Origin of the sequence: Pseudomonas sp. IAC-BECa141 (genome assembly GCF_020544405.1) — a bacterium.
Lineage (GTDB): Bacteria > Pseudomonadota > Gammaproteobacteria > Pseudomonadales > Pseudomonadaceae > Aquipseudomonas.
The window spans coordinates 1,039,545-1,064,680 of record NZ_CP065410.1 but is presented as its reverse complement, the minus strand read 5'-3'; the positions used below and the strand labels follow the sequence as shown (position 1 = coordinate 1,064,680).

22 protein-coding genes are annotated in these 25,136 nt (G+C 60.2%); 6 read left to right on the top strand and 16 right to left on the bottom strand.

Features of this window, described 5'->3' with window-relative positions:
• Positions 1-34: 34 nt before the first annotated feature.
• The 4 genes from I5961_RS04690 to hmgA all read right to left on the bottom strand — a co-directional run bounded on the left by I5961_RS04690 (position 35) and on the right by hmgA (position 4,801).
• Positions 35-1,405 (bottom strand): MFS transporter, encoded by a 1,371-nt coding sequence (locus I5961_RS04690; RefSeq protein WP_085698508.1) that lies wholly within the window; start codon positions 1,403-1,405, stop codon positions 35-37.
• 144 nt (positions 1,406-1,549) lie between these two features.
• Entirely contained in the window at positions 1,550-2,185 is a 636-nt protein-coding gene (maiA, locus tag I5961_RS04685; protein WP_085698507.1) for a maleylacetoacetate isomerase, read from the bottom strand.
• 12 nt (positions 2,186-2,197) lie between these two features.
• On the bottom strand, positions 2,198-3,502 hold the full coding sequence (gene fahA / locus I5961_RS04680) for a fumarylacetoacetase (protein ID WP_227234496.1): 1,305 nt from the start codon (positions 3,500-3,502) through the stop codon (positions 2,198-2,200).
• A gap of 3 nt (positions 3,503-3,505) precedes the next feature.
• Positions 3,506-4,801: a homogentisate 1,2-dioxygenase gene (gene hmgA, locus I5961_RS04675; protein WP_227234495.1), complete on the bottom strand. Its 1,296-nt coding sequence runs from the start codon at positions 4,799-4,801 to the stop codon at positions 3,506-3,508.
• 163 nt (positions 4,802-4,964) lie between these two features.
• Between hmgA and I5961_RS04670 the strand changes: the two genes are divergently transcribed.
• Complete coding sequence (locus I5961_RS04670; RefSeq protein ID WP_227234493.1) at positions 4,965-5,747, top strand: IclR family transcriptional regulator; 783 nt, start codon at positions 4,965-4,967, stop codon at positions 5,745-5,747.
• Positions 5,748-5,759: 12 nt separating this feature from the next.
• Here the strand turns inward: I5961_RS04670 and I5961_RS04665 are convergent, their stop codons facing one another.
• From I5961_RS04665 to I5961_RS04645, 5 genes are all read right to left on the bottom strand, one after another.
• A complete protein-coding gene (locus I5961_RS04665) occupies positions 5,760-8,048 on the bottom strand; it encodes a dermonecrotic toxin domain-containing protein (RefSeq protein WP_227234491.1) in 2,289 nt (762 codons plus the stop codon).
• Positions 8,030-9,208 carry a hypothetical protein gene (locus tag I5961_RS04660; protein ID WP_227234490.1) on the bottom strand — a complete coding sequence of 393 codons (1,179 nt, stop codon included), beginning with the start codon at positions 9,206-9,208 and terminating at the stop codon, positions 8,030-8,032. The genes I5961_RS04665 and I5961_RS04660 overlap by 19 nt, the downstream gene beginning before the upstream one ends.
• Before the next feature lie 162 nt (positions 9,209-9,370).
• A complete protein-coding gene (locus I5961_RS04655; RefSeq protein ID WP_227234488.1) occupies positions 9,371-11,917 on the bottom strand; it encodes a helix-turn-helix transcriptional regulator in 2,547 nt (848 codons plus the stop codon).
• A gap of 139 nt (positions 11,918-12,056) precedes the next feature.
• Entirely contained in the window at positions 12,057-13,424 is a 1,368-nt protein-coding gene (locus I5961_RS04650) for a DUF1329 domain-containing protein (protein ID WP_227234487.1), read from the bottom strand.
• Positions 13,425-13,447: 23 nt separating this feature from the next.
• Complete coding sequence (locus I5961_RS04645; RefSeq protein ID WP_085698500.1) at positions 13,448-15,241, bottom strand: DUF1302 domain-containing protein; 1,794 nt, start codon at positions 15,239-15,241, stop codon at positions 13,448-13,450.
• A gap of 649 nt (positions 15,242-15,890) precedes the next feature.
• Between I5961_RS04645 and I5961_RS04640 the strand changes: the two genes are divergently transcribed.
• Positions 15,891-16,658, top strand: coding sequence for an N-acetylmuramoyl-L-alanine amidase (locus tag I5961_RS04640; RefSeq protein WP_227234485.1), 768 nt, complete (start codon positions 15,891-15,893; stop codon positions 16,656-16,658).
• A gap of 43 nt (positions 16,659-16,701) precedes the next feature.
• Here the strand turns inward: I5961_RS04640 and I5961_RS04635 are convergent, their stop codons facing one another.
• From I5961_RS04635 to I5961_RS04615, 5 genes are all read right to left on the bottom strand, one after another.
• Positions 16,702-17,613, bottom strand: coding sequence for an SDR family oxidoreductase (locus I5961_RS04635; RefSeq protein ID WP_227234483.1), 912 nt, complete (start codon positions 17,611-17,613; stop codon positions 16,702-16,704).
• Between the two features lie 151 nt (positions 17,614-17,764).
• Positions 17,765-18,667, bottom strand: a complete 903-nt coding sequence (locus I5961_RS04630) for an alpha/beta fold hydrolase (RefSeq protein WP_227234482.1) — start codon at positions 18,665-18,667, stop codon at positions 17,765-17,767.
• Positions 18,667-19,449 carry a class II aldolase/adducin family protein gene (locus tag I5961_RS04625; RefSeq protein ID WP_085698496.1) on the bottom strand — a complete coding sequence of 261 codons (783 nt, stop codon included), beginning with the start codon at positions 19,447-19,449 and terminating at the stop codon, positions 18,667-18,669. The genes I5961_RS04630 and I5961_RS04625 overlap by 1 nt, the downstream gene beginning before the upstream one ends.
• A gap of 132 nt (positions 19,450-19,581) precedes the next feature.
• Positions 19,582-20,268 (bottom strand): LrgB family protein, encoded by a 687-nt coding sequence (locus I5961_RS04620; protein WP_227234480.1) that lies wholly within the window; start codon positions 20,266-20,268, stop codon positions 19,582-19,584.
• Positions 20,258-20,644, bottom strand: coding sequence for a CidA/LrgA family protein (locus I5961_RS04615; RefSeq protein ID WP_085698494.1), 387 nt, complete (start codon positions 20,642-20,644; stop codon positions 20,258-20,260). Before I5961_RS04615 ends, I5961_RS04620 begins: the two co-directional genes overlap by 11 nt.
• A 97-nt stretch (positions 20,645-20,741) precedes the next feature.
• Between I5961_RS04615 and I5961_RS04610 the strand changes: the two genes are divergently transcribed.
• Entirely contained in the window at positions 20,742-21,629 is an 888-nt protein-coding gene (locus I5961_RS04610) for a LysR family transcriptional regulator (protein ID WP_227234479.1), read from the top strand.
• On the opposite strand, the gene I5961_RS04605 is transcribed toward I5961_RS04610, so the two are convergent.
• On the bottom strand, positions 21,619-22,074 hold the full coding sequence (locus I5961_RS04605) for a flavodoxin (RefSeq protein WP_085698492.1): 456 nt from the start codon (positions 22,072-22,074) through the stop codon (positions 21,619-21,621). The two genes, I5961_RS04610 and I5961_RS04605, sit on opposite strands and share 11 nt — an antisense overlap.
• Positions 22,075-22,226: 152 nt before the next feature.
• Here I5961_RS04605 and I5961_RS04600 point away from each other — a divergent pair, with 152 nt between their 5' ends.
• Together I5961_RS04600 and I5961_RS04595 are read left to right on the top strand one after the other, a co-directional pair.
• A complete protein-coding gene (locus I5961_RS04600) occupies positions 22,227-22,703 on the top strand; it encodes a PAS domain-containing protein (RefSeq protein WP_085698491.1) in 477 nt (158 codons plus the stop codon).
• Between the two features lie 54 nt (positions 22,704-22,757).
• Positions 22,758-23,363 (top strand): hypothetical protein, encoded by a 606-nt coding sequence (locus I5961_RS04595; RefSeq protein ID WP_085698490.1) that lies wholly within the window; start codon positions 22,758-22,760, stop codon positions 23,361-23,363.
• Between the two features lie 3 nt (positions 23,364-23,366).
• Here the strand turns inward: I5961_RS04595 and I5961_RS04590 are convergent, their stop codons facing one another.
• Positions 23,367-24,326, bottom strand: a complete 960-nt coding sequence (locus tag I5961_RS04590) for a MerR family transcriptional regulator (protein ID WP_227234477.1) — start codon at positions 24,324-24,326, stop codon at positions 23,367-23,369.
• Between the two features lie 221 nt (positions 24,327-24,547).
• On the opposite strand from I5961_RS04590, the gene I5961_RS04585 reads away from it, so the two are divergent.
• Entirely contained in the window at positions 24,548-25,117 is a 570-nt protein-coding gene (locus I5961_RS04585) for an antibiotic biosynthesis monooxygenase (protein ID WP_227234476.1), read from the top strand.
• Positions 25,118-25,136: the final 19 nt, after the last annotated feature.

Genomic DNA, 25,136 nt, shown 5'->3' with positions numbered 1-25,136 from the left:
GCTTGCTCGCGAATCAGGCGACGCGGTCGATCAGTCAAACCGCGTTATCGTTCTTCGCGAGCAAGCTCGCTCCCACAGGATCTTGCGCAACCTGCGAAGGCGAACGCACCTGAATGATCAGCAACGCCGCGATCACCGCCGGAATCGCGCAGAAGAAGAAAATCTGCTCCACCGGAATGTGCATCGCCAGCAACAGGCTGCCGAACAGCGGCCCGAGAATCGAGCCGAATCGCCCGACTCCCAATGCCCAGCCAGTGCCGGTGGCGCGAACCTGGGCCGGATAGAAATTGCTGGCGAACGCATTGAGCGTCAGTTGCCCGCCGATGATGCAGAACCCTGCCGCGAACACACAGGCCACCAGATAACGCGGGTTGTCGTGATTCAGGCCCAGCAGAATCGTGCACACCGCCGCGCCAGCCAGCACGCCGGACAACAGTCGCACCTTGCTTTTCAATCGATCGGCGAACCACGCCATGCAGATCGCGCCGAGCGTGCCGGCGAACAGGAACATCGACGTCACCAGGTTCGCTTCGTTGAGTTTCAGGCCACTTTCCAGCAGCAGCGACGGCAGCCAACTGATCATGAAATACAGCAGGATCAGGCTGACGAAAAAGGTTGCCCAGATCAGCAAGGTCGGACGCGCATAACCGTTGCGGAACAATTCCACCACGGTCAGCTTGCTGCCCTGCTCGCGTTCGTTCTGCTCGACCGATGCGGCGGGCGGTTGCCACTCCGGCAGCATGCGTGCGGTGACCTTGCGCAGGCGCGCATAGGGCGGCGCGTCACGTAGAAGACGCGGCAAGGATTCCGGCAGCATCCACCAGAGAAACGGAAACAGCAGCAACGGCGTGACACCACCGGCGAGGAACACCGCTTGCCAGCCGAAACGGTCGATGAAGCCGGCCGCCACAAAACCACCGGCCGCACCGCCGAACGAGAAGCCGCAAGCCGCCAGCGTCACCATCAGCGTACGCAGGCGTGGCGGTGAATATTCCGACATCAACGCCATGGCGCTGGGCATCGCGCCGCCCATGCCGATACCGCAGATGAAGCGCGCGATCATCAGGGTATTCAGGGAATCGGCGAACACCATCAGCACGGTGAGGCTGGCGTAGATCAGCACGCAGGCGAGCAGAATCCGTCGAACGCCGAAGCGGTCGGCCAGAGGCGTCACCGCGAGGGAGCCAAGCGTCAGACCCAGCAGGTTGGCGCTGAACACCGGGCCGAACGCGGACTTTTCCAGGCCCCAGTCCTGCGCCAGTGCCGGCACCACGTAACCGAGCACCTGGGCGTCATAGCCGTCGGTGACCAGCAGCAAGGCGAGAAGAATCAGGAGCAACCACTGAAAGCGGGACACAGGACGGGCGTCGAGTGCCGCCCGGAAGCTGGCAATCTGGTTGTGCATCGCAAGGTACCTGTTTTGTTTTTATGATTTTTTGGTCACAGCGCAGATCTATTGTGGGAGCGAGCTTGCTCGCGAAAGCGGTCAGTCAGGCGACATTGCTGGCGGCCCCCCCCCTCTTCGCGAGCAAGCTCGCTCCCACAAGGGTTACGGTGTGTCCGGCTGATTCGCCGGATGCGCCGCAATGAACGCCGGATGTTCAGCGGCCAACGCGGCGACCCGGCGAATCCGTGGATAGGCCTCCAGCGAAACGTTGAACCGCTCGGCCGCGTACAACTGCGCAATCAGGTAAACGTCAGCCACACACGGCCACTCGCCAAAACAGAAACCGCTGTCGCCGATCAATTGCTCCACCGTCGCCAGCCCCTGACTGATCCAGTGGCCGATCCACTCGTTGACCTGCGGCTCGTCATGCCCCAACCCGCGCAGGCGATTAAGCACGCTGACGTTGTGCAGCGGATGCACGTCGCAGCCGATCACCGCCGCCACACCGCGCACCTGGGCACGGGCAACGAGGTCCTCGGGGAGCAACGGCACCTGTGGATAACGCTCTTCCAGGTATTCGATGATTGCCGGCGACTGGATCAGCAACTTGCCTTCGTCCGTGCGCAGCGCCGGCACCCGGCCCTGGGGATTGATCGCCAGATACGCCGGTTGCCGATGCTCGCCGCCAGGCGCTGCGATCAGATTGACCGGCAGCGCCTGATAGTCGAGGCCCTTGAGTGCCAGCGCGATCCGCACCCGGTACGACGAGGTGGAACGGTAATAGGTGTAAAGATCCATGACCCGCTCCTGTCAGCGTGCCGCCAGCACGGTGCCACGGCACTCGCCGAAACCGATCGAGGCAAAACCTTCGCGGGCGCAGCGAGCGCGCAAGATGATTTCGTCGCCGTCTTCAAGGAATTTGCGCACTTCGCCGGACGCCAGCTCGATCGGTTTTTTGCCGCCCTCGGTGATTTCCAGCAGGCTGCCGAACTGACCGTTTTCAGGGCCGGACAAGGTGCCCGAACCGAACAGGTCACCGGCCTGCAACTGGCAACCGTTGACGCTGTGGTGCGCGACCATTTGCGCAACGGTCCAGTACATGTAGCGCGTGTTGCTCAGGGTCAGGCGATGGGCCGGCAGATTCTGCTCGCGCATTTTCTCGGTAAGCAGCAGCACTTCCAGCTCGATGTCGAAACCACCGCCCTCCTGATCGCGTTTGTCGAGCAGGTACGGCAGCGGCTGCGGATCACCTTGCGGACGCGCCGGTTGTGCGGTGCGGAATGGCGCCAGCGCTTCGGCAGTCACCACCCATGGCGAGACGCTGGTGATGAAGCTCTTGGACAGGAACGGGCCGAGCGGCTGGTATTCCCAGGCCTGGATGTCACGGGCCGACCAGTCGTTGAGCAGGCAGAAACCGGCAATGTGTTCAGCGGCATCGCCAATGGCAATCGGCTCGCCCATCTCGTTGCCCTGACCGATCCAGATTCCCAGCTCCAGCTCATAGTCCAGACGCGCACACGGGCCGAAAGTCGGCTCGGTCGCGCCGGCCGGCAAGGTCTGGCCTTTCGGACGCCTCACGTCGGCACCGGAAGCACGCACGGTGGACGCACGACCGTGGTAGCCGATCGGCACGTGTTTGTAGTTCGGCAGCAGCGGGTTGTCCGGGCGGAACAGTTTGCCGACGTTCTGCGCGTGTTCGATGCCAACGTAGAAGTCGGTGTAGTCACTGATGCGCGCCGGCAGGTGCAACTGGCAATCGGCAGCCAGCGGCAGCAGTTTTGCGCCCTGGGCTTCAATGTTGCCGCGATGGGTGCTGCCTTCGCTGAACAGCTCCAGCAGACGTTCGCGCAATGCAACGCGGGCGTCGCGGCCGAGTTCGAAGAAGGCGTTCAACTGCCCGCCGCGCATGGCTTCGACAGCACGGCGCGCGACGCCGTCGAACAGCCCGGCCTCCAGCGCTACTTGCAGATCGAATATGTGTTCACCAATCGCCACGCCCGCGCGCGGCGCCGAGCCGTTGAGGCTGAACACACCCAGCGGCAGGTTCTGCAGCGGGAAATCGCTGTGGCCATTGGCGGAAGCGACCCAACTGCGGGTGATGGAATTCTGAGTCATGGGTTATCTCCGGGTCGGGTCGAACGTGGCGGGCAGCGAGGCCCAGCAGGCGTCGTAAGTGGATTGCAGTTGCGGACAGTCGAGGGCGAAGCGGCTTGGGCGCAGCACCTGGCTGGTCTCGAACATGAAGGCCATGGTGTTGTCGATCTTGGCCGGTTTGAGGTCCGCGTTGATGGCTTTGGTGCAGGTCTCGCCGTCCGGGCCGTGGGCGCTCATGCAGCTGTGCAGAGATGCGCCGCCGGGCACAAAACCTTCGGCCTTGGCGTCGTACTCGCCCTGGATCAGGCCCATGAATTCGTTCATCAGGTTGCGGTGGAACCACGGCGGACGGAAGGTGTTCTCGGCCACCATCCAGCGCGGCGGGAAGATCACAAAGTCGAGGTTGGCCAGGCCGTGGACGCTGGTCGGCGAGGTCAGCACGGTGAAGATCGACGGGTCCGGGTGATCGAAACTGACGGTGCCGATAGTGTTGAAGCGGCGCAGGTCATATTTGTACGGCACGTTGTTGCCGTGCCAGGCGACCACGTTCAGCGGTGAGTGATTGAGTTTGGTGCCCCACAACTGACCGAGGAATTTCTGCACCAGGGTGGTCGGTTGTTGCAGGTTTTCGTAGGCGGCGACCGGGGTCAGGAAGTCCCGCGGATTGGCCAGACCGTTGCTGCCGATCGGTCCCAGATCCGGCAGGCGCAGCGGCGCGCCATGGTTCTCGGCGACGTAGCCGCGCGCTTGCGGATCGAGCAGTTCGACGCGGAATTTCAAACCCCGTGGCAGCACGGCGATTTCCAGCGGCGCCACTTCCAGCACACCCAGTTCGGTGGCGATGCGCAGGCGACCCAGTTGCGGCACCAGCAGCAGCTCGCCGTCGGCGTTGAAGAAAACGCGTTCCATCGAACGGTTGGCGCAATAGTGATAGATGCTGATGCCGGCCGGTTTTTCGGCAGCGGAGTTGGCCGCCATGCTCACCAGACCATCGATGAAATCGGTGGGTTCGGCCGGGATGTCCAGTGGGTTCCAGCGCAGGCGATTGGGGGTCACTTCACCCAACGGACCACCTGCCAGTTGCCGCTCCAGTTTGACGAAAGCCGGGTGATTGGCCGATGGCTGGATCCGGTACATCCATGTACGCCGCGCTTCGCTGCGGGTCATGGTGAACGCGGTGCCGGAGAACAGTTCGGTGTACAGACCGTAAGGGGCTTTTTGCGGAGAGTTCTGGCCGACGGGCAGCGCGCCGGGCAACGCTTCGGAGCTGAATTCGTTGCCGAAACCGGACTGGTAAGCCAGGGCTGAATCGAGGTTCATGGAGCCTCCTGAACTGGGAGTCGGCATGGCCGGACGCTCTGGATCGGAGGTCTTGGCACGCCGGGGTTATTTTTATCGTAATTCAATTACGCATAACGTAATTTGCTCGCTATCCAGCGTCAAGCTATAAAGACGCCCATTCGTTCCGGGACACGGCAGCACCATGGAAAAAACCAGCGACAGCAACGGCAAACAGAAAGTCCGCTCCGCCGAGGTCGGCACCGACATCCTCAAGGCCCTGGCCGAGTTGTCGCCGTCCACTTCGCTGTCGCGTCTGGCCGAACATGTGCAGATGCCGGCGAGCAAGGTTCATCGTTATCTGCAGGCATTGATCGCCAGCGGCTTCGCCGAGCAGAACACCGCCACCAACCATTACGGCCTCGGTCGTGAAGCGCTGCGCGTGGGCCTGGCGGCACTCAACAGTATGGACGTGCTGAAAGTCGCCGCCCTGCCCCTGGCCGAGCTGCGCGACGAACTCAACGAAACCTGTTTCCTGGCGGTATGGGGCAATCAGGGCGCGACCGTGGTGCACATCGAACCGGCGGTGCGCGCGGTAACCGTGGTGACGCAACTGGGCTCGGTGTTGCCGCTGCTCAGTTCATCCACTGGTCTGGTCTTCGGCGCGTACCTGCCGCATCGTGAAACCGATGAATTGCGCGAGCAGGAAATCGCCGTCGGCGGCCATCCGCTGGCGGACGAAAAAGCCTATGCGGCGTTGTGCGGACAGATTCGCGAACGCGGTCTGCATCATGTCCACGGCTTGCTGATGCCTGGCGTCGATGCTCTCTCGGCACCGGTGTTCAACGCCCTCGGGCAGGTCGCGGCGGTATTGACCATCGTCGGCCCGACCTCGTTGTTCCACGCCGACGAAAACGGCCCGGCGGCGCAGCGATTGCTGGCGGCGACGCGGGCCGTGAGTTGGCGGATGGGGTTTCAGCCAGCTTGAAAGATTGAATGATCAGCCGACGATATGGGTCTTGCTGTCCGCAATCACATGGGGAGAAACCGCTGCGGTGATGTAACCGATCCCGACCGGCACGCCGGTCGCGGTAGATACGATGTCCGCAATATCCTTGACCCGTGTCAACGCGCCCACCGCCGAAACCGATCCGCCAACACCGGCGATCACGCCGACGTACAAGAGGATGGAGCTTCTCCAGGCCGAGGCCAGATGGTTCCTGCCTGCGTCGTCATCCCCCAGGCTGTAGGCAACGATGCCCTGAACGATCGACCTTGTGATCCGTACGATACTGGCGACCAGTCCCACCGGCGGTACAAACAGCGAGACGATATCCACCGCCAGCTCCGTGACCACCAGCACCGTGTTCCAGAAACGCTCGGCAGGCGTGGTCGTTTGATGATCGACATCGCTGAGCACCCGCGAAACCATGCTGTCGAACTCGAACTTGAAATGAGTCACGGCGTAACTGTTGATCAATGCAGGTGCAGGGAGGGTGTTTGCAGCTTTCTGACAACGAATGACGAAATTCTGCACGACAGCTCGGTGCTCCAGCCTTGCCAGTGCAATGACGTGATTGCCCAGGCTGCCGCCCTTGAGTCCCAGTGTCAGCGACGCGAGCGGACGAAAGCTCAAACCGTCCGGTGCCTTGGGAATGTAGACCAGCAGTTGCAACTTCCCCGCCACACGGCGTCCGAACGTGTAGGCACCCTCGATGCGTCGCCCCTCAAGGGTCAGCGTATAAATACCTTCCTGCGGGGTGGTTCCGGGTTTGAACGGTTCCAGCTCATGAGGGCGGTCATGATCCAGCCCCTCGACCAGTCCCGCCAACCAATTGAATTGCTCGGAGGACAGGGAGCCCTGCATCTTTTGGGTCACTGCAGCCTTGAGCATTTCGTTTTGCTTGACCTTGCAGAAGAGCTTCGCCTTCAGGCTCTGCTTCGGGGAATTGGCGAAATGGTCAACCAGATGCCACTCATACGCCATGGCCGGTTTCAGGCTGATCAAGGCCCTCACAACGCTCGCATTCAGATTTCCCAGCGAAGCACCATTTCTGGAGGCAAATGCCACCTGACCATCGCTCGGCCAGAGTTGCCATTGAATGAACAGTTGAGTAAGCGTCATCCACTCCTGCCCACGCACCTTGACGTTCACTTGATCAGGATCGATCAATGGGTGTTTCGGGTCAGCCCCTCGCAGATGACGGTTCAGCCTTTCCATCACCAGGTCTCGCGAAAACGACACCATTGTGGGGATATTCAGCTCATCTTTTGACACTTCGTAGATCGCCTTGAACTCCGTATTCAGCCGGGTGAGCAGCTCACGATCCTGCGCCGCCGCGTTCCGGTACCAGACGGGGGTAGCCACTTTTTCCTCAGCGACTTCCCAGTCGATGATCCCGTGGATGGCCCCCATCAGCGGGCCATCATCCAGCCCTTGAGTCCATTGCACCAGTGTCACGTCCCCCCACCACCATGGCTGGAATACCGGGCCCGGTTCGCTGAAGGAAAGGTAGTCCTTCTCGAATTCCGCACGATTTTCGCTGAATGCCTGACCGGTCAGGAAGTCACGGTCACGCGGCTCGAATCCCCAGGCAATGAACTGTCGCTTCAATGCCGTCAGATCGGTGAACTCGAACCACTGCTGCCCTGTCGGTGCGCCGGGAGCATAAAGGACATGCCTTGAATGATCAGGCGCCGCGCCTTTCGCGCGAAACGCAAGCATGTCCCTGAACGGTTTGTAGTAAGGCCGGAAAGCAACACCCGTTGCCTCCATTTCCGGTTTCCCGAGCAGATACCGCTGTACCATATCCTGGGCCTGCGGGCTGATGTGTTTTTGCAGGATCGCGGCGAAGTTACTGACGGCAATCTGCTGTGCCAGCACTTTACACATGGCTTCTCTGACCGACGCCCGTCCAAAGCGGTCATTGCGTTCATTGGCGTATTGCACCCGCAGATCAAGCTGGCGGATGGTGCGTTCGATATTGGACGCGGTCAGTCGCGGGTTGTTGTGAAACGCCTCGAACTTGATCGAGTACGCAGCCCCCTTGTCATGCACGCCGTACATGAACAGCTGGGTCAGGGTTTTACGCTCGATATGCTCGATACGCCGGCTGCCCATCGGCAGTGAATGTTGCACCGTCACCCAGACCGTATCAGGATCCACACGTTGGGTATCGTCTGCGGAAATATGAGTTTCGACGACACCGCGCACATATTCCTGGAATGAAGACACCCCGCCCATCGACTCATGCAATGCCACCTGACTTCTCAACAATCCGTTTTCCATCGAGGCGAAAACTTCCTGATGGGCGGCGGGAGCGTCCTTGAGCCATTGCGGCCGATTTTTTTGTTCATCAGGATCAGGAGGTGGGCAATGCGTCCCTTTGCGGTATCGCTCACTGTCTGCTGACGATGCACCGATTCGATGGACTGAATGACGGCCTGCAGATCCGCGCCGTTTTTTTCCAGTTGGCGAAGATGCCAGGTCACGTCTCTCTGCTGCTGTTCTAGCAACCCGGCCGTGAGGGTGTGGAAGAGTTCTCCCTGAATGTTCAGGTAACGGATGTCCGGAACCTGCCTGACCTGAGCGGCGTCTTCCAGGGCAATGCCCTTGAGCAGTTGCAGCCGGCTGTCCGGGTTGCTCAGGCGCTGCTCCAGAACACGCTGCATCATGGCCGATGTGCGGAATGTTTCCAGGCCGTTCACGTGAGTGAAAAGAACGACCCATTCGTTCTCGCCCGGTATCAGTTCAGAGACCGAGCGGCCAGAGAGGTAAGTGACAAAGCAACCGGCCAGCGTCGCGAATCGGCCGTTTTCCAGTTGCAGAGAAACACTGTAGGCCGGCGTCATGGATGCGTTCCTTATGAAGACGGCAAAACTTTCCTCTACTTCCGGTAGCACACCTTGCAACTGCACTGTCGCACTCAATTCCTGCCAGAACAGCGCGGCATAGGCATCCTGTAGTTGACGGCTGCGCGACGGCAGCTTGCGCCCCTTGTCATCCTTGCCCGAAGATGCGGCCCAATATTGCGCCAGCAAGGGCGAGTATTTTTGTGCCAGCGAGCCCAACACATTGGCGATCACCGAGCCGACGGCAGCCACATCCAGACCCTGGATTCGATCCTCGTCATCCGTGGAGTCAGGCCAGTCGTAGACGCCGTATTGGCTGGCGTCATACACGGGTGCCCGGCCCCGCGCCAGGCACTGCATGAATACGTTCATGACCAGCCCGGTCGGTTGCGGATTGACGATTTCCCGACTTCGGGCAGTGATGTAAGTCTTGCTGATGTAAATATCCGGCAGCAATTTCTGAAGTTCGTTTAACACTAGCTCCTGCAAATACGACTTGAACGAAGGCAACCCTCCCAGCATACGTTCAAACTCTACAAAACCCTGATCAACTTTACCCAGACTTGTTTCAATCGAAATTTTTTCCATGGCACTCATAAACAAACTCCGGCAATACACATTACTACCAGGCAATACAACATCACCCGAAACGTGTAATTAACTTAGCTTGAGAAGCACCCACACAGACACCCACCACACTTTACAAAGTTTTGAAAATTTCCGGCCGCCAACCTGACCTACAATTTCATTAACTGACAATTAACTGCACAACCCCAGCATTCTTGCCCGCGCCACGGCATGCGTCCGACGTTCCACGCCCAACTTGGCGTGAATTCTTCGGACATGAGTTTTAACCGTATGCAATGAGATGAACAACTTGTCCGCTATTTGTTGATTGGAGTTTCCCGAAGCAATCAATTCCAGGACCTGAGACTCTCGCAAACTCAATGAATTTTCATCGCCACTTTTATCTGAAAGTTTCTTTTGCTGTACCAAATCAACCCAGGCATCCGGCACTTGCTCTTCAAACTTCAACAATAATCGTGACAACTTGAAATGGCTTGCCAATGCCCGGCCTCTTTCAAAGTAAAGCCGGGCAGATTCGCCTTCATCGAGCAACGAGGCCACCTCCCCCATCGCCAGCAACAGTTCGGCTTCAAGAAGGATCATCCGACGGGATCTGGCCTGTTCGAACAGTCGCTGCAAACGTGCCATTGGTTGAGGTGCCTGATGCAACCGGGTCTCGGCCAGAATCAGCAAACACTCGATGCGCGGGACAAGCTCCAGCGTCGCCGGCGGTGCCTGCCGTGCGTTGGGGCCACGAAAGTGCCGAATTACCCGAGTCAAGGCCTCCCGGGCCAGTTCTGGCCGCCCCTGTTGCAGCCAGAACTCGCTGCTGACCTGCAACAGGATGCTGCGATAGACCGTGTCCGGAATCTGCCGCTGCTGCATCAACCGTTCCGCATCGCGCAGACGCATGAAGGCTTGTGGGAAATCCCCCTGATCGGCAGCCAGTTGAGCCAGCCCCAGAAAGCCGTAAAGCACACGCTTGTCAAAGCTGCGCAGACAGTCGTCGAGCCCCTGTTGAAAGAACTCGGCTGCCCGTTCCTGCTGTCCCAGGCTTAGCGCCAGTCGCCCGCGTCGCAGGGCGATACGGCCCAGCAGCGGCGTCGGCCGCTCAATGGACAATCCGAGCATTTCGCAGAGATTGGCCAGCAGCTCTTCGGCCCGGGCGGCCCCACCACGCTGTTCGAGCACCTGGGCATGATCAAGCTCCAGCAACGCCTCGAACAGCAATGAACCTTCAGCCCGGGCCAGGCAAAGTGCTTCACGATTGATCGAATGCGCCAGTTCCAGATCGCCACACAGCAGCGCCTGCTGTGTACGTCCCGACAGGCACAGCAGGCGCGCTGTCCAGGCCTTCGGCGACAGATCGCTCAAGGCTTGTTCAAAGTGATCACGCGCCTCTTCCATCCGTCCTTGCAGGTGCAACAGCCAGCCTTGCTGAGCCTGCCAGCGGGCAATCAATTGCCGTTGCTGGCCAGCCGACGGTGGCGGCAAAAAACGCGACAGCTGCCCGATGCAATCCGCCGCCTGGACAAAGCGACCGGCGAACAACAATGCAGCCGTGATCAACCCGACCAGTTGCGCCGAACCCAGCAACAGTTCCTCGCCGCGCTGTTCATATAGACGCAGCAACAGCACGACCGTCTGTTCCTCGAACAGATGCTCGAAACTGAAATGCTGTAACAGACTCACAGCGACCTCGTACTCCTCGGCCAGCAGCGCCTGCTCGAAAGCACATTTCCAATGTTGCCCGGCAGCAAACCACTGACAGGCCCGGCGATGCCAGGAACGCCCGGCAGGCCACGGTTCGTCACGCATCAGGCGTGACAGTGGCGCACACACCTGCAACCAGTCCGGAGATCCTCGCCAGGGTTCGATAAAACATCCCAGCGTCTGCAGGTTGCGCATCCATTGCGCCCCGTCTCCGGCACCAAACAGGTGATCGCAAAGGCTGGCATTGAAACGCGGCAAATGCGCCAGCACCCGCCAGGCTTCGGCCAGTTCCGGGCTCAAGCCGCTGAACAGTTCGTGTTGCAGGTAGTCCAGCAAGGTATCCATGCGCTGCTGGGGCAAGGTCTTTTGCGACCAGTCGCATTTTTGCATCATCAGCATCCGTACTCCGGCACACCAGCCACCGCTGCGCTGATGAATACGAGCCGCCACGCTGTCGGCCTGGTCTGGCGGCAAGTGGCGCAGTAGTTGTGCGATTTCGTCCCGGGTCAGCGCCAGCATCGCCCCTTCACAATCGTACAGGGCATCATCGAGCAGTAGACGCGGCCAGTTGCAGGGTGGCCGCCGCCGCGTACCGATCCACCATGTCACGGCCGGACTGCTGATCGCCAGCATCCGGTCGAGCAATGCGTCCAGCGCCGGCTGTGGATTGCGGCAGTAATCGTCGATCAACACCCAGGTTTCCGAGGACCTTCGCGCCAGTTCATAAAGCAACGAAGCCTCGTCCGAGACCGTCAGTCCCATCGCACATGCAAGCCGTTCGCAAAATTCGCCGACACCCAAGGCAGCCCCTGCCAGCGGCAACCAGCAGACGGTGCAATTGGCCGGCGCTTGCAGCAGGCACTCGGTGAGTAGCGCGGTTTTACCGCTGCCGGCCGGCGCACAGATCAGTTTGACCCGGGCCGTCGAATCGAAGAGTGCCTCGCAAAGGCGCGGGCGCGGCAGATGATGGGGAGACAGTCTCGGGAGAAAATCCGGTCGGTCCAAACTGGGTGTCATGGCGGTCATCGGGTGCGCCTTCTTATCGTTGTACGCTCACCCTAGACCTCTCTCCGGCGCTTGTTGACGAGTATTCAGCAAGCTGATTGGCGCCCATAAAAAAGGCGACCGTACGGTCGCCTTTCGCCTTGCCGATGTATCAAAACCCTTACCGTACGCCCTCGGCGCGCAGGGCTGACGGCGTGTAGTCGGCAGCCTTGGCTTCGAAGCCGAATTCGAAGCTGTGCTTCTCTTCGTTCTTCATCCCCAGAGCAATGTAGCGGCCGGCGATGATGTCGTAGAGCGCTTCAAGGGTGTAGGCCTGGGTCTGGTGATCGTAGTAATACTGCGCGTGTCCCTCGGCCACCCGCCACAGTTGCCCGCGACCGTCGTAATGATCGGCCAGCGCCACTTGCCAGCTGTCCTCGTCGATGTACATGTGGCGCTTGGCGTAGATGTGCCGCTCGTTCGGTTTCACCGTGCCGATCACTTCCCAGACCCGGTGCAGTTCATAGCGGGTCAGGTCCTGATTGATGTGCCCGGCCTTGACGATGTCGTCGTACTTGAGACTCGGCGAGTCGAGCTTGTAGCTGTTGTACGGAATGTACATTTCCTTTTTGCCGATCAGTTTCCAGTCGTAGCGATCCGGCGCACCGGAGAACATGTCGAAGTTGTCCGAGGTGCGCAGGCCATCGGCAGCGGTGCCCGGCCCGTCATAGGCAACTTGCGGCGCACGACGCACCCGCCGTTGGCCGGCGTTGTAGATCCACGCCAGACGCGGTTCCTTCACCTGATCGAGGGTCTCGTGCACCAGCAGCACGTTACCGGCCAGACGCGCCGGGGCGGTCACCGACTGCTTGAAGAAGGTCAGGACGTTGGCGGCTTTTTCCGGATCGAGATCCTTCATCAATTGCGGCACGGCGATCTCTTCTTCGAAGCGGATCGGTGTGTAGCTGCCATTGGTCTGCGGGGTCACCTGAGTGATGATCCGTCGCAGATTGCCGCCGTGATACCGGGTGATGTGATTCCACAACACTTCAACACCGTTCTTCGGAATCGGAAATGCGTAGTAACGGTTGCCGGTGAAGTTGGCCAGGCCGTTGCCGTCGTTGATGCTAGTGACGTTGAGCGCACTGCGCTTGGCCGATTCGTAGATTTCCGGCGGTACGGCCACGGTGCGATGGGTCGGGTAGACCGGGATCCTGTAGGTTTCGGGGTAGCGCTTGAACATCGCCACCTGGCCGTCGGACAGCTTGTCCTTGTACTTGTCGACGTTGGCAGCAGTGATGGTGAACAGCGGTTTTTCGCTGGCGAACGGGTCCGCCAGAAAGCCTTTGCTGTCGACCGCACCGGCGTTTTTCGCAATACCGCCGGTCCAGGCCGGAATCGAGCCGTCGGCGTTGCCGGCCTTTTCGGCGCCCAGCGGCGTCAGGCTGGTGCCGAGCTTGCTGGCCTCTTCCGGCGAGACCGCCGCGATCACGTTGGCGGCCAGCAGGCTCAGGGCCAGGACACCGCATTGCAGAATCATCTTGCGCATTGCATTCATCCTTCTCGGGCAGATCAGAAGTTCACACCGAAACTCAGGGCCACGAAGTCACGGTCTTCGAGGGTGTTGTAGTCACCACCGAAAAAGTCGGTGTAACTCAGGCTGGCGGTATAGGTATTGCGGTAATCGGCATCCACCCCGACGCTGATGGCCTTGGCGCCTTCGTTGAACAGACCGTTGGGGCCATAACCGGCAACGTCGTGGGACCAGGACAGGTTGGGTTTGAGGTTGATCCCGCCGATCACGTTGGCGTAATCGAGGATCGCCCGGGCGCGATAGCCCCAGGAGGTGGAGGTGACGAAACCGTCGGTGTCACCGCCGAAACCGTACTGACCGTAGACCGAGTCACGGCCATAACGCAGCTTGCTGCGCGACTCCAGCCCACCGACCCGCACCACCGCCGCTTCGCCGACCAGGGTCAGGCGTTCCGCACCCCAGACCTGATCGAAAAAGTGCGTCAGCGTGCTCTGGATCTGCGTCACTTCCTTGCGCCGGTAGCCCTTGTTGTCGGCGCCCGGCGAGGTCACCAGCGGCGACGCCGCACCGCCGGCAATCGGATTGAGCAGCGCCAGGGTCAAGTCATTGGTGTTGACCTGCACCGGCGCGTTGGGCCGGTAGCTGATCTCGCCGGTCCAGGCGGTGCCGGTCGGCAGCGTGGTGGAGAAACTCGCGCCGTACAGGCGGATGTCTTCCGGGTATTCGAGGTAGTACTGGCCGCGCCCGAGCATCACGCTTTGCGCCAGCCCCGAACCGCTGCCGGGTGCCAGACCGTTTGCGATCCCGACCATGCCCGGCAGCGCCGCGAGGGTCGAAAGCCCGGCGGTGCTGGTGCCGACGGTCGGCGTGCGGCTGTGGTAATTCATGAAGTAGAGGCCGTACTCGGTGTCATCGCCGAGCCAGCGCAGTGCCGTACCCCATTGTCCGGAATCCCGCGCATCGCGGTCGCCGCCACGGGGCACGATCACGCCTTCGCGGGTCACCTGGATCGGCTGACCGAAGGCTGCCGTCAGCGGTACAAACGGGGCGATCGCCGGACTGCCGACGGTGTAGCCGTTGTTACAGCCGTCCGCCGCCACGTCAACACCGAAGAAGGTGCCGCAGTTGTCGAGGACGGTCTGATCCCATTCCAGTTGATAGAAGCCCTCGACCGTCAGTTGATCGGTGAGCCCCTGAGAGGCGAACAGCATGTTTACCGGAATCAGCCCTTCCTTGATCTCCGCACCCGGCCGGCGAAACGCCGAGACGTCGATCGGGTTGATGCTGTTGATCGAGTTGCCGATGAAAGTACTTTCACCCCAGCTCACCACCTGTTTGCCGGCGCGCACGGTGCCCGGCAGATCGGCGATGGAATAGTTGTGATAGATGAACGCATCGAGAATCTGCGCGCCGGAGGACTTGGCGCCCTCCTTGCGGCCCTTGTCGCTGATCGGCTTGAACTCGCGGTCTTCGTCCTTGAGCTCGAAGTCGTACCAGTACTTGCCGCGCACGAACACACCGGTGTCGCCGTACTTGAGTTCGAGGTCGTGGATGCCTTTGAAGATCTTGGAAAAGGTCTCGCCTTTCTTGAAGTTCAAACGCCCGTCATCACCGGTGGACGACTGGCCGGTTCCGCCGTTGACCGTACCCACCAGCGACTTGTCGGCATCGCGCATGCCCCAGCTCGCGCCGACCGACAGCGAAGAATCAAAGGTGCCTTCGATTTCCCCGATATTGAAAGCGACCGCGTGCGCCTGGGCACAGCAGCCCAAGGCCACCGCAGCGGCGAGCGCCTGCGGTGTGAAGATGGCGCGCATTGTTGTTTTTGTCATGCGTCTTCCCCGGTGAGTGACAGAAGGCCCCACCCTACTGCCGCCACACGGGGACGATAAGCGCACCAAGGAGGTATTCGCGCCGTCGCTCGAAAGGATGAATACCCGCCTGCGGCAAGGCTCTGCGCCCGCCATGAACAGGCTGGATGCACCACCATCAACGTGACGGATGATGGCCCTTCGAATCACTGCACTGTTACATGCCCCGTAACAGTGCATGTCCGGTTTCGCTATTTTTACTTTGGTCTCGAGCGCTTATTCTGAGCGGGCTTTCACGGCGCACCGCCCGCAAGCACAAAGTCCGCGACCGAGTCGTCGGCAACCGATTTCTGATGGACCGAAGCATTTCCTCGATCCATCGCCCCGGTGTTCACTGACGTTGATTTGTAGCTCCTTGATCCAACGTCTTACCTTGGCCGCTGCGTTTGCAGCGGCCTTTTTTATGGGCGCGACCTGGCAAATGTCGCTGGCGCACCGACAGCTTCCTCTGCACTGGGCAATGCGATCTACAAGTGCCCGAACTACACAATTTCCCGAAATCGGCTACACGTCTCTGTAACTTCGCGATCGCGCTTCTCAATTAAGATCATTGCCAGACCAGCGAACACAAAGGGCTGGTTTTGACTTTATCCATTGGAAGGATTGCTCGTTGAAAACCATCAGCTATAACCAATACCGCTCCATCCACAGTTTCAACGGACGGATTCGGTTTCTTGTCTTTCACTACACCGCCGTCGACTTCGCCGGCTCGATTGCCGCCCTGACCGGCCCGAGTGTCAGTGCGCACTATCTGGTGCCGGACATCACTGATCCCAGCTATCAGCGGGCCGGTCACAGCACTCAGGAAGTTTTCGGTCTGGTGGATGAAACCCAGCGTGCCTGGCATGCCGGGATCAGTCAGTGGGGTAATCGCAGCAACCTCAACGACACGTCCATCGGCGTGGAAATCGTCAACATGGCGACATTCAAGGACGGCCTCTTCAACTTTCCGCCATACCATCCTGAACAGATCCGTGCGATCGAAGAATTGGCATTGAACATTCTTGCGCGCTATCCGGATATCGGGCCGACCCAGGTGCTCGGCCATTCGGACATTGCCATCGGCCGCAAGAGTGATCCCGGACCGAAGTTTCCGTGGTACGCGTTGTATTTGAAGGGCGTTGGCGCCTGGTATGACGAGGACACCCGGAACCGCTTTTTGCAGCAGTTCACCGAATCAGGCATTCCATCCCGGGCCAACCTGCTGCAACAGTTCAAGACCTATGGCTACGACACATCCAGGGCCACAGACGAGGCGGGCTATCGGCAACTCGTGCGTGCCTTTCAATTGCACTTTCGCCCGCAAGCCTGCGAAGGAGAAATGGACGCACAGACGGCGGCAAACCTGGCGGCACTCGTGGCCAAATACTTTCCTTGAACACTTGAAAGGCAAGGTCGTTTCTTGACCTTGCCGCTACGGTTTACAGCGAATATTTCTGCAGGTTCGCCATCATTTCCTTCAGCGCCTCGATGTTGTCTTTCGGATGCACCGCGCCTTCGAAATCACAGATCTGCTGCCAGTGCGCCGCGACGTCTTCCGGGGAAAAACCGACGCGGGGATCGAACCCGGCGCCCAGGCTGCGCTCCCAGCGCACTTTGCCCATCCAGCCGCCGCCGACTTCGAACAGGCCCGAGGTTTCCTGGCATTGCTCGCTGGCCAGGTACACCACCAGCGGGCTGACCAGTTCCGGTTTGAGTTGTTCGAACACTTGCGGCGGAATCAGGCCTTCGGTCATGCGAGTGCCGCCGGTGGGGGCGATGGCGTTGACCAGGATGTTGTTCTTGCGGCCTTCGATGGCCAGGGTGCGAGTCAGGCCGTAGAGGCCGAGTTTGGCCATGCCGTAGTTGGACTGGCCAAAGTTGCCGTAAATGCCCGAGGTCGATGCGGTGAAGATCACTCGCCCATAGTTCTGCTCGCGCAGGTGCGGCCACGCGGCGCGGGTCACCTTGTAGGCGCCTTCGACATGGACGCGATAGACCAGATCCCAGTCGGCGTCTTCCATTTTGTGGAAAGTCTTGTCGCGCAGGATCCCGGCGTTGTTGACCACCACGTCGACGCGGCCGAATACGTCGAGCGCGTTCTGCACCAGTTTTTCGCCGTCGGTGACCGAGTCATGGTTGGCTTCGGCGATGCCGCCGGCCTCGCGGATTTCCGCCACCACGCGGTCGGCCGCCGAAGCGTTGGCGCCTTCGCCCTGAGTCGAGCCGCCGAGGTCATTGACCAGCACCTTGGCGCCCTGTCTGGCGAACAGCAAGGCGTGCGCGCGTCCCAGGCCACCACCGGCTCCGGTGACGATCACGACTTTATCTTCGAAACGCACAGAATCATTCATCGGGGCAACTCCAGCAGGCCTGAGGGACAGTTTCCCGAGTGTCAGGCACGACGCGCTCGGTCACAACGAACACGGATGGGGCTGAATGGTGCGCGATAAGGCTGGGGGATGATGAAAACGTGCCGGGGCGCCAGGCGCCTCCGGCAAGAATTCAGGAGCACGCCGCCTTGCGCGGTGGCAACACGAAGTGATCGCGAAATGCGAGATAGTGTTTGAGCACCTGTACCGGCGCTTCGGTTTGCGGGTAGTGGCCGATACCCGCCAACAGCACGATGTCCGCGTCGGGGATAAGCTCGCGATAACGCTCGACCATGTGCGCCCCGGAAATCGGATCGACTTCGCCATCGATCACCCGCAGCGGCACCTCGCCACGCTGCATCGCCGCGACCCAGCGATCACGCTGAACCCGACGCTCGGGAATGTAGTGAATCAGCTTGTGCATGACGCGCTGCCCGCGATTGCACTCGATCAGGCTCCAGAAATCATCCATCTCGCTTTCGCTGGGCCGGGTGTCCGGGCCGAAAATCTGATGGAAACTTTTCACCAGCGCATCCCGGGTGAAGGCCCGGCCGATCATCCAGCCCAGTGGGCTGAGCAGCAGTTTTTGCGTCAGCAGTGGCCGGTGGGTTTCCGGAAACAGACCACCGTTGAGGAACACACAACTGGCGACTTCGATCAGGTCTTCGTAATGCCGGGCCAGCAATTCCTGGGCAACACTGTCGCCGTAGTCGTGGGCCAGAATGTGCACCGGTTGCTCGACCTGCAGATGCGCGAGCAAGGCCTGTTGCAGATCGGCCTGCTCCAGCAGGCTGTAGGTGTGATTGAGCGGTTTGGCCGAGTCACCGAAGCCGAGCATGTCGCAGGCAATCACCCGGTAGCGCTGGGACAGCGGTTGCCACAGGTAATGCCAGTCCCAACTGGCCGTGGGAAAGCCATGGATCAGCAGCAGCGGTTCACCCTGCCCGGCCGTCCAGTAGCGGATCGGCTGACCATGGAAGACAAATGTCTGGCTGCGTTTGCGCCAGGCACTCAGCGGAATCTCGGCAAGAGGCATTAGAGTTTATACCCCGGGTCTTGTTTATCGAGTTTGCGCAGCAGCGCCGGCCAGGCCAGCGCGCCACCCATGCCTTGAGCACTTTTGGTGACACCGGCGATCATCGCCTTGGCGCCTGCCAGAATCTGCGGTTCGATGGCGATCAGTTCGGCCCCGCCGGTCTGCGCCATGACCTGGATGTCGCAGGCGCGCTGAAAGGTGAACATCATCAGGAAGGTATCGGCGATGGTGCCGCCACAGGTCAGCAGACCGTGGTTGTGCAGCATCAGGAAATTGTTGTCGCCCAGATCCGCCTGCAACCGCGCTTTCTCTTCATGGTTAAGCGCCACCCCTTCATAGGCGTGAAAGGCCAGGCTCGACAGCACGAACAACGATTGCTGACTGATCGGCAGCACACCCTGCTTCTGCGCCGACACCGCGACACCGGAAGCGGTATGGGTGTGCAGCACGCAGGCCACGTCGTGGCGGACTTCATGCACGGCGCTGTGGATGGTGTAGCCAGCGGGATTGATTTCGTAAGGGCTGTCCATGAGTTTGTTGCCGGCCTGGTCGACCTTCACCAGGCTCGAGGCGGTGATCTCATGGAACATCAGGCCAAACGGGTTGATCAGGAAATCTTCGGTGCCGGGCACCTTGGCGGAAATGTGGGTGAAGATCAGATCATCCCAGCCATGCAGCGCGACCAGACGATAGCAGGCGGCCAGATCGACCCGGGTCTGCCATTCCGCGGCACTGACCTGGTCTTTGACGTTTATGGACGAAGGGACGGGGGCTACGCTCACTGTATGCACCTCTGCGTTCTTATTGTTTTTGCGTGTGTCAGCAGTCTAGTCAGCCCCGGACGGTCGCGTAGTTGCATTGGCAGCCAGCTTGATGACTGAACGAGTCAGCAACGCAAACAGCTTGGATCCATGTCAAAGCAACGACGCCAACAAAGGTGCGGCGAACAGATTGAGCAGCCCGGTGAGCACCATCACCAGGCCCGCGACCGAGCCTTCTTCGCCACCCACTTCATGGGCCCGGCTGACCCCGGCGCCGTGCGCACCGACGCCGAACAATGCACCGCGTGCCAAAACGCTGCGCAACGGCAACCACTTGAGCAGCACACCACCGAGCATCGCGCCGAACACCCCGGTGAACATCACGAACACCGCAGTCAGTTCCGGTACGCCACCGATGTCCTGGGCCAGCGGCATGGCAAACGGTGTGGTGATCGAGCGCGGCACCAGCGACAGCGCCACCGGACTGTCCAGCGCCAGTGCTTTCGCGAGACCGAACGAAGTGGCGATCGACGCCGCACTGCCGGCCAGCATGCCCAGCAGCAATGCCGACCAATGCCGCACCAGCAACTGGCGCTGCTGCCAGATCGGCACCGCAAATGCCACGGTGACCGGACCAAGCACCAGCATCAGCCAATGGGTATTGCTCGAGTATTCGGCGTAAGCGGTGTGCAGCGGCACGGCAAGCGCCAGCAGCAACGCGGGGACCAGAATCAGTGGCGACAACACGTAGCGCCCGGTCCGGCGATACAGCCAGCGACTGAACAGATAAGCCAGCAACGTGAACGCCAGCCAGAACATCGGCATCAGCTCAAGCTTCATGGGACCGCCTCAGGCGCACGGCCAACTCTACGGTGAACGCGGTCACCAGCATCACCATCAATGTGCTGGCCGCGATCACCAACAAGATCCGCCAGCCGTCATCGTGCAGCAACGCGCCGTAATCCAGCAGGCTCATCAACGCCGGAATGAAGAACAGCAGCATCTCGGCCATCAGCAATCCCGCGCCCATTTGCAGCGCCGCCGGTTTGACCCAGCCGAACGCAAAAGCCAGCAGCAGCAATGCCATGCCGATCACCCCGCCGGGAATCGGCCAGGGCAGCCACGCTGCGATCTGGCATCCGAGCAGGTAGAGACCGAGCAGCACGGCCAGTTCGGCCAGCAGGCGGGAAAAGTATTTAACGGTCGAGGATTTCATCGGGGGGCTCCTTTCACAGGTGCCTATTTTACGAACCCGACTTCCATCTCCGAAGCGAATTGTTAGACTCAAGGCCATTCCAATCTGGAATCAGGCCATGGAATTCAAACAGCTCAAAAGCTTTGTCGAAGTCATGCATCAGGGCGGTTTCACTCAAGCCGCAAAAAACCTGCACATCAGTCAGTCTGCGGTGAGCAAGCAGATTGCCCAGCTCGAACAAAGTCTCGGCACCCCGCTGCTTGAACGGCTGGGCTCGCAAATACGCCTGACCGCCGCCGGGAGCGTGGTGCTGCAACGGGCCGAAGGCATGCTGCGGTTGCGCAATGAATTGCTCAGCGAGCTGGATGATCTCAGTCATCTGGCACGCGGCGAGCTGCGTCTCGGGCTGCCATTACTGGGCAGCGACGCGTTGTTTGCCGGGCTATTTGCCGAATACCGACGGCGATATCCGAACATCAGCGTTCAACTGATAGAGGGTGGCAGTCGCAACATCGAACAGGCTGTGCTCAGCGGGGAGCTGGAGTTGGGTGGCAGCTTGCTGCCGAAAGATCCGCAGTTCGACGTTCAGCCGTTCTGCGATGAACCGCTCGATGCGCTGCTTCCGGTGGATCACCCACTGGCGGCAAAAGGCGAAATCGGCCTGGAGGAATTGGCCGATACGCCGTTCCTTTTGTATCAGCGCAGTTTCGTGCTCAACGATCGTTTGCTTCAGGCCTGCCAGCAGATGGGCTTCACCCCGAAGGAAGGCGGGCGCAGTGGGCAGGCGGATTTTCTCGCGGCGCTGGTCGCCGCCGGACAAGGCGTGGTGTTGCTGCCCAGCGTGGTGGCGCGCGGACTGGTGCGGCCAGGCGTGGTGCGCCTGACCTTGAACGCGCCGGATTACTTGCGCTGGGACATCGCTTTCATCTGGCGCCGGGGCGCCTATCTGTCGAAGGCTGCGCAGGCCTGGCTGGCGCTGCTGCGCGAACGTGAAATCAGCCCTTGAGCGTGGCGATCAACTGTTCCAGCCAAGGTTCGGCGTCGGTTTCAGGCGTGACGCTTTCGCTGGCGTCGATGCGCAGCATGTCCTGCACCTCGCGCACGCCCAGTTCGCCGAACAACTCGCGCAATTGCTCGCCGCCGCCGCAGAAGGTGTCGCCATAACTGGCATCGCCCAAGGCGATCACGGCACCAGGCAAGCCACGCCAGGCCGCCGGCAATTGGTCGCGAATGGCCGAGTACAACGGTTGCAGGTTGTCCGGCAGCTCGCCCATGCCGGTGGTCGAAGTTACGCCGAGCAAGACTTCAGGGCCAAAGGCCTGGAGATCAGCGAGGCTGGCGCGCGAGTTGTAGAAGGTTTCAAAACCGGCGGCGTTCAACAGGCTCTGAGCGTGGCGAGCGACTTCTTCGGCCGTGCCGTACACAGAGCCGGAGAGGATGGCGACTTTCATCAATCTGATCCTGAAACTGAAAAAAAGAGCGGCGATAGTAACAGCCAGCGGCGCCTTGTCGCGATTGGCTCTCGATAAGCGCTGGTGGCCGGTAGACAGCCCCGATCGATCTTCTAGAATGCCTGCCACCGAAATCCTTAAAGGCTTCATAGATGATCAGTGCCAGTTTGCTGCAAATGGTGATCAACGCGTCGAACGAAGGGATCGTGGTGGCAGAAAAAGAAGGTGATCAGGACAACATCCTGATCTACGTGAATCCGGCCTTCGAAAAAATGACCGGCTATACCAGTGAAGAGATTCTTTATCAGGACTGCCGCTTCCTGCAGGCCGGAGATCGTGACCAGGCCAGTTTGAAGTTGATTCGCGACGTATTGAGCGAAGGCGGCTCATGCCGGGAGATCCTGCGTAACTACCGCAAGGATGGCACGCCGTTCTGGAACGAACTGTCGCTGTCGACCGTGAAAAATGCCGACGACGGGCTGACCTATTTCGTCGGCGTGCAAAAGGACGTTACGGTTCAGGTCAAGGCCCAGCAGCGCGTTGTGCAACTGGAGGCCCGGGTCGCGGCCCTGGAAGCCGAGCTCGCTGAACTGAAAGCGACGAACGGCGCAAACAAAACAGCGAACTAATTGTCACTAACTACAATCACCAATGACTTTGTAATTATTCATTTCGAGTTAGCCATGCAGCGTGACGCCCTCCTGACCCAGGATGAGCTGGATTTCATCCAGACCATGCAACACAACCCGCAACTCAATGTGCGGGATGCGACGTCGAGCCTGCTGGTCAACGGTGGTTCGCAGATCCGTGACCTGCTCACGCGCCTGGCGGCCCATGAACAAGTCACCATCCAGGCCAACTTCGAAAATCAGCAGATGACCTTCCCGTTACATCTGGTGGAAGACGAGTTCCACGCCCTGCACCTGCGCCTGGGTGTACCGAGCATCTATGAAGACGGGCCGATGGTGCGTCCATGGCGCCTGACTCTGGAAGAGCCGGTGGCACTGGAAAATGCCAAGGGCCAGCCCGGTACGCTGTGGGTTCACGAGGTTTCGCACAAGGGTGTGCTGCTGGAAGTGCGCAACAAGACCAAACCACCTAAGCATTTTGCCTTGTGGTTCAGCCCGTCGGGCTATGAGCGGATTTCCCTGCGCGGGACGTTCGAGCGGGAAACCGAAAGCGGCTTTTATGCTTACGAGCTAAGCCAGAGCGATGCCGACGAAACCGAGCGTCTGCGCCAGTTCATCCTGCAACAGCATCGTCTGACCCACCCTGCCATGCACACCTGAGTCTCAGGTATCCAGCGTCCCCGCCAGAAACTGATTCATGCGTTGACGCATGGTCGATCCGTCATTGCCCAGGCAGCCAACCGCTGATCCGGCGAGGCTGTCCTGCGCCAGATCGGCGGCATCGCCCGCCAGCATCAACTGACAATCCAGGCTCAAGGCCAGACGATTCAGACGTCGTGGCAGCTCGGCAGTCGGCGCATGATTGGAAAACAGCACCAGCGCCTGAGGCCTGGTCTTTTCGCACACCAGCGTCAGTTCATCGAACGGCTGGCCGGTGGTGAGTACACGAACACCCGCTTCATTGCCGCTGAGAAACAGCGCCGCCACCAGTAGTTCAAGCTCACGACATTGACCGGCCAGTGCGCTGACGATCACCCTGCGCGGTTGAGAGCCGCGGAGCATGACGATGCGCTGCAGCACCTTCGCTCGCAGAAAACCATCAAAGAACAGCCACTCGCTGGTTTGTCCGAAAGCGTCCTGGCGCTGCAGCATTTGCAGCCATAACGGCATCAGGATGTCCTGAAACACGACAGGCAATGCGTAGGAGGAGAAAATCTGGCCGTAGAGTTGATCCAGCGCCTGATCGTCGAATGAACCGACCGCGTGCCGAACCTGTTCCTGCCACTGCAGGTAATCCGCCTGCATATTGTCATCGGATATGAACGGGGCCAGGACTTTCAGCGGCTCGGTCTTGGCCAGGATCCTGCCGATCTTGCTCACGGCAACACCCCGATCGATCCAGTCGACGATGCTGCGAACGCGCTCGATATCGGTCATCGAATACAACCGATGCCCACTTTCGGTGCGTGTCGGCTGGATCAAACCGTAGCGACGCTCCCAGGCGCGCAACGTAACCGGGTTCACGCCGGTGAGCCGCGCTACTTCGCGGATAGGGAAAAGCTCTTCGCGCTCCAGCGCAACAGAGGCCGGGAAAGCAGGACGAACGTCAGTCATGACAGGCATTTGCGCGGGTACGTCCTCGTTGGCGAGTGTGAGCGTAGTTGGATCCCATTCTACTCCGGATGCCATCGAGCGGTTCAAGCGGTGAAATGAGACGAAAGTCTCTGGTTTGTCACGAAGATGAGGAATAATCCTTGCTTGTCGAAAAACGCAGCCCTCTACCCGGCGCTGCGTCAGGCGAGACTCCTACCCGGAGCGACGCACATGCAATACGGAGATACACAATGTCTACTTCCCCCGTCACGCTGATGGTCGCGCGTCGCGTCACCCATGGTCGTTATCAGGATCTGATCGCCTGGTTGCGAGAAGGCGAACAACTGGCCACCGATTTCCCCGGTTACCTCGGCTCCGGCGTACTGGCCCCGCCTCCCGGCGACGATGAATTCCAGATCATATTCCGCTTCGTCGACGAACAGACCCTGCATGCCTGGGAACACTCGGCATCGCGCACCGCATGGCTGGCGCGTGGCAGCGATCTGTTTGCCCACCCGACGGAACATCGGGTCAGCGGCATTGAAGGCTGGTTCGGTGCTGCCGGTCATCGCCCCCCGCGCTGGAAACAGGCCGTGGCAATCTGGCTGGCGTTCTTCCCGGTGTCGCTGCTGTTCAATTTCGTGCTGGGACCGTTGCTCGCCGAAATGAGCCTGGTTCCCCGAGTCTTCGTCAGCACGCTGTGCCTGACCCCGTTGATGGTCTACTTCTTCATTCCGCTGTCGACCCGCCTGCTGGCCGGCTGGCTCAACCCGGCGCCTGCACGCTCACTGCCCGCCGCGCCCTCTACGCAAAATCGCTGAAGCCGTCGCTCGCGTCGCT

Coding starts and splice junctions, on each gene's coding strand:
- I5961_RS04615 (WP_085698494.1), bottom strand. CDS start 20,644: ATGAAATCCTCGACCGTTAAATACTTTTCCCGCCTGCTGGCCGAACTG.
- I5961_RS04595 (WP_085698490.1), top strand. CDS start 22,758: ATGCAGCGTGACGCCCTCCTGACCCAGGATGAGCTGGATTTCATCCAG.
- maiA (WP_085698507.1), bottom strand. CDS start 2,185: ATGGATCTTTACACCTATTACCGTTCCACCTCGTCGTACCGGGTGCGG.
- I5961_RS04630 (WP_227234482.1), bottom strand. CDS start 18,667: ATGCCTCTTGCCGAGATTCCGCTGAGTGCCTGGCGCAAACGCAGCCAG.
- I5961_RS04655 (WP_227234488.1), bottom strand. CDS start 11,917: ATGACCGCCATGACACCCAGTTTGGACCGACCGGATTTTCTCCCGAGA.
- I5961_RS04665 (WP_227234491.1), bottom strand. CDS start 8,048: ATGGAAAACGGATTGTTGAGAAGTCAGGTGGCATTGCATGAGTCGATG.
- I5961_RS04590 (WP_227234477.1), bottom strand. CDS start 24,326: ATGCCTGTCATGACTGACGTTCGTCCTGCTTTCCCGGCCTCTGTTGCG.
- I5961_RS04670 (WP_227234493.1), top strand. CDS start 4,965: ATGGAAAAAACCAGCGACAGCAACGGCAAACAGAAAGTCCGCTCCGCC.
- I5961_RS04610 (WP_227234479.1), top strand. CDS start 20,742: ATGGAATTCAAACAGCTCAAAAGCTTTGTCGAAGTCATGCATCAGGGC.
- I5961_RS04650 (WP_227234487.1), bottom strand. CDS start 13,424: ATGCGCAAGATGATTCTGCAATGCGGTGTCCTGGCCCTGAGCCTGCTG.
- I5961_RS04585 (WP_227234476.1), top strand. CDS start 24,548: ATGTCTACTTCCCCCGTCACGCTGATGGTCGCGCGTCGCGTCACCCAT.
- I5961_RS04635 (WP_227234483.1), bottom strand. CDS start 17,613: ATGAATGATTCTGTGCGTTTCGAAGATAAAGTCGTGATCGTCACCGGA.
- hmgA (WP_227234495.1), bottom strand. CDS start 4,801: ATGAACCTCGATTCAGCCCTGGCTTACCAGTCCGGTTTCGGCAACGAA.
- I5961_RS04600 (WP_085698491.1), top strand. CDS start 22,227: ATGATCAGTGCCAGTTTGCTGCAAATGGTGATCAACGCGTCGAACGAA.
- I5961_RS04690 (WP_085698508.1), bottom strand. CDS start 1,405: ATGCACAACCAGATTGCCAGCTTCCGGGCGGCACTCGACGCCCGTCCT.
- I5961_RS04620 (WP_227234480.1), bottom strand. CDS start 20,268: ATGAAGCTTGAGCTGATGCCGATGTTCTGGCTGGCGTTCACGTTGCTG.
- fahA (WP_227234496.1), bottom strand. CDS start 3,502: ATGACTCAGAATTCCATCACCCGCAGTTGGGTCGCTTCCGCCAATGGC.
- I5961_RS04645 (WP_085698500.1), bottom strand. CDS start 15,241: ATGACAAAAACAACAATGCGCGCCATCTTCACACCGCAGGCGCTCGCC.
- I5961_RS04605 (WP_085698492.1), bottom strand. CDS start 22,074: ATGAAAGTCGCCATCCTCTCCGGCTCTGTGTACGGCACGGCCGAAGAA.
- I5961_RS04660 (WP_227234490.1), bottom strand. CDS start 9,208: ATGAGTGCCATGGAAAAAATTTCGATTGAAACAAGTCTGGGTAAAGTT.